This is a genomic window from Mesorhizobium sp. M5C.F.Ca.IN.020.29.1.1, assembly GCF_003997375.1.
GTDB lineage: Bacteria > Pseudomonadota > Alphaproteobacteria > Rhizobiales > Rhizobiaceae > Mesorhizobium > Mesorhizobium wenxiniae.
Genome location: NZ_RZSW01000672.1, coordinates 1 through 2,779, shown reverse-complemented (window position 1 = coordinate 2,779; position 2,779 = coordinate 1). Strand labels below are relative to the sequence as shown.

General features: G+C 64.2%; 3 protein-coding genes. All 3 read right to left on the bottom strand.

Features of this window, described 5'->3' with window-relative positions; genetic code table 11:
* Nucleotides 1-642 (bottom strand): ectoine/hydroxyectoine ABC transporter substrate-binding protein EhuB (gene ehuB / locus EOA85_RS31855; protein ID WP_127212376.1); only part of this gene is annotated, 642 nt, incomplete at its 3' end.
* 94 nt (nt 643-736) lie between these two features.
* Nucleotides 737-1,522 (bottom strand): ectoine/hydroxyectoine ABC transporter ATP-binding protein EhuA, encoded by a 786-nt coding sequence (gene ehuA, locus EOA85_RS31850; RefSeq protein WP_127212375.1) that lies wholly within the window; start codon nt 1,520-1,522, stop codon nt 737-739.
* Between the two features lie 124 nt (nt 1,523-1,646).
* On the bottom strand, nt 1,647-2,779 hold a 1,133-nt coding region (locus EOA85_RS31845; protein WP_164760013.1), incomplete at its 5' end, for a PLP-dependent aminotransferase family protein.

Below are 2,779 nucleotides of genomic sequence, written 5' to 3'. Positions count from 1 at the left end.
GTTCGGGTCGTTGGCCTTCTTGACCAGATCATTGATCGACAGCACTGGCAGCGAATAGGCGTCGATGCGGCCGTCCTGCAGCATCTTCAGGCCGCTCTGGCCGTCCGGCACGACGATGACGCGGTCACGTGGCACACCAGCGGTGAGCGCCAGCTTCTCCTCGGTGCCGCCGCCCGGCGCCCCGATCGTCGCGGTGGCATCCTTGGCGACATCCTCGTAGCTCTTGAAGCCCTTGGGGTTGCCCTTCTTCACCAGCATCGCCTCGGCGTCGCACAGCACCGGCTCCGAATAGACAACCGCCGCGCAACGCTCCGGCTTCATAAACAGGCCGGCGGTGACGACGTCGAAACGGCCGGCCTGCAGGCCGGGAATCATGGCGCCATATTCCGAGATCGAGGCGACGATGTCGTTGACGCCGAGGCGCTTGAAGATTTCACGCGCCACATCGGGCGCCGCGCCCGAAACCTTGCCGTCGGCCGCAACCGCCGTGTAGGGCGGCTCATTGGCAATGGCGACGCGGGCGAAGCCCTGTGCCTTGAGCTCTTCGAGCTTGCTGTCGTCGGCCGATCCCGCGGTCGAGGCGGCCAGAATTGCGGTTAGTGCAACACCGCCCACGCCGGCCAGAATGCCAAGTTTCTTCATTGTTCCCAACTCCTTGCTTCTCTTCTTGGTTTGGTCGTTCTACGGGACGGCTTCGCCGCCCCTTGAGGACGGCTTCGCCGCCTTGGCATGGCGGTCAGACGCGATGTCCGGCCGCGATGATCTTCTTCAGGAAGCCTTGCGTGCGCTCCTGCTTGGGATTGCGGAAAATCTCGTCGGGCTTGCCTTCTTCGACTACCTTCCCGCGGTCGAAAAACAGCACCCGGTCGGCGAAATCATGGGCAAAACCCATTTCATGGGTGACGAGCAACATGGTCATGTCTGTCTCGGAGCAGAGCCGCCACAACACGTTCAGCACCTCCTCGACCAGTTCCGGATCGAGCGCCGATGTCACCTCGTCAAACAGCATGATCCTGGGCTGCAGCGCCAGCGCCCGGGCGATCGCCACGCGCTGCTTCTGCCCTCCGGAGAGCTGCGCCGGCATCGCTTTCGCCTTGTCGGCCATGCCGACCATGTCGAGCAGTTCCATCGCCCGTCTTTCGGCGGCGGCGCGCGGCATGCCCTTGGTCAAGATCGGCGCCAGCGTGACGTTGTCGATGACGCTCTTGTGCGGAAACAGGTTGAACAGCTGGAAGACCATGCCGATCTTCTGGCGCATTCTTGCCAGATGCCGTTCGTCGGCGGGCAGCAACTGGCCGTTGCGCTCCATGTGGTAGAGCTGCTCGCCGTCGATCTGGATGTGGCCGCTGTCGATCCTCTCCAGCGTCATCAGGATGCGCAGGATCGTCGTCTTGCCCGAGCCGGATGGGCCGATCAGCGCCAGCTTCTCGCGCGGCATGACCTGCATCGACAGGCCGTCCAACACCTTGAAGGTGCCGAAGCTTTTCGAAATGCCGTCGATCTTTATGATGGGCGCGGACACTAAATTCCCCGTTGCTGGAGAAGCTTGGTGCCTTCAACGATGCGGAACGCGCCAAATCATGTCAATCAGAAAATAAACTCATGACAATGTTTCTGGCTCCGCACAATTCCGCGGCGATCTTTGCCTAGATCGCCAGAAGGAGATGCTCCGGATCGCCGAGCAGAAGTTTGGTGACGACGCTCAGGCCGGCGCGCAGTTCCTCCTCGGTAGTCGAGCCCAGCGAGATGCGCACTGCCGGCTGCCAGGGCTCCTGGGAAATACGGAAGGATGTGCCTGGCGCGATCGCCACGCCCTGCAAACGGGCCTGCGAGACGAAACTCTCCTCACCGCGGTCGCCGGGTAGCCGCAGCCACAGATGCAATCCGTCGCGATGGACACGATAGTCGACCCCGGCAAGCACCTGAGCGGCAATCTCCTGCCGCCGCCGCAGTGCCGAACGTTGCCAGCCGACAAGCTCCATCGCCGTGCCGTCGGTCACCCATTTTGTCGCGATCTCCGCCACCAGCGGCGTCGCCATCCAGTTGGAGACGAGATGCCGGTTGGCGACGGCGGCGACATAGCGGTCGGGCGCCGCGAGATAACCAATCCGCAGGCCTGGCACGACGATCTTGGTGAAGGAGGTGACGTAGAGCGTGCGCTCGGGCGCGAAGGCGGCGACCGGCGGCGGACGACCCTCGACCAGCGGGCCGAGCACGTCGTTCTCGATGATGGCGATGTCGTGCCTGCGCGCCACCGCGGCGATTTGCTCGCGCCGCGCGGCGCCCATAAGCGTTGCGGTCGGATTGATCACCGAGGGCTGCACGAATACGGCGCGGATGTCGGAAAGCTGGCACGCCTCGTCGAGCGCCTCCGGGATCAGGCCACTATCGTCGATCGGCAGGCCCTCGAGGTTGAAGCCGAGATAGCGCGCCAGCGGGACCAGCGTATGGTGGCCGATCGCCTCGGTGGCGACGGTCGAACCGGGCGGCGCCACGCTCATCAGTGCCACCGTCATGCCGGCCGTGGCGCCGTTGGTCAGGCTGACATTCTGCGCGGATACATCGAGACCGCACAGCCGCAGCCATTCGACCGCCACCGCGCGGTGGCGCGGGAACACCATGTTCGGCCGGAACGACAGCGCCGAACTCGACGGCAGGTTCTCGGCAAGCCAGCTCAGCGCCTGTTTCAGCCGCTCCAGATGCATCGGCTCGCAAACCGGCTTCAGGATGGAGAGGTCGATGACCTCGCCAAGACGCTCCGGCAGGTATGGCGGCCCTG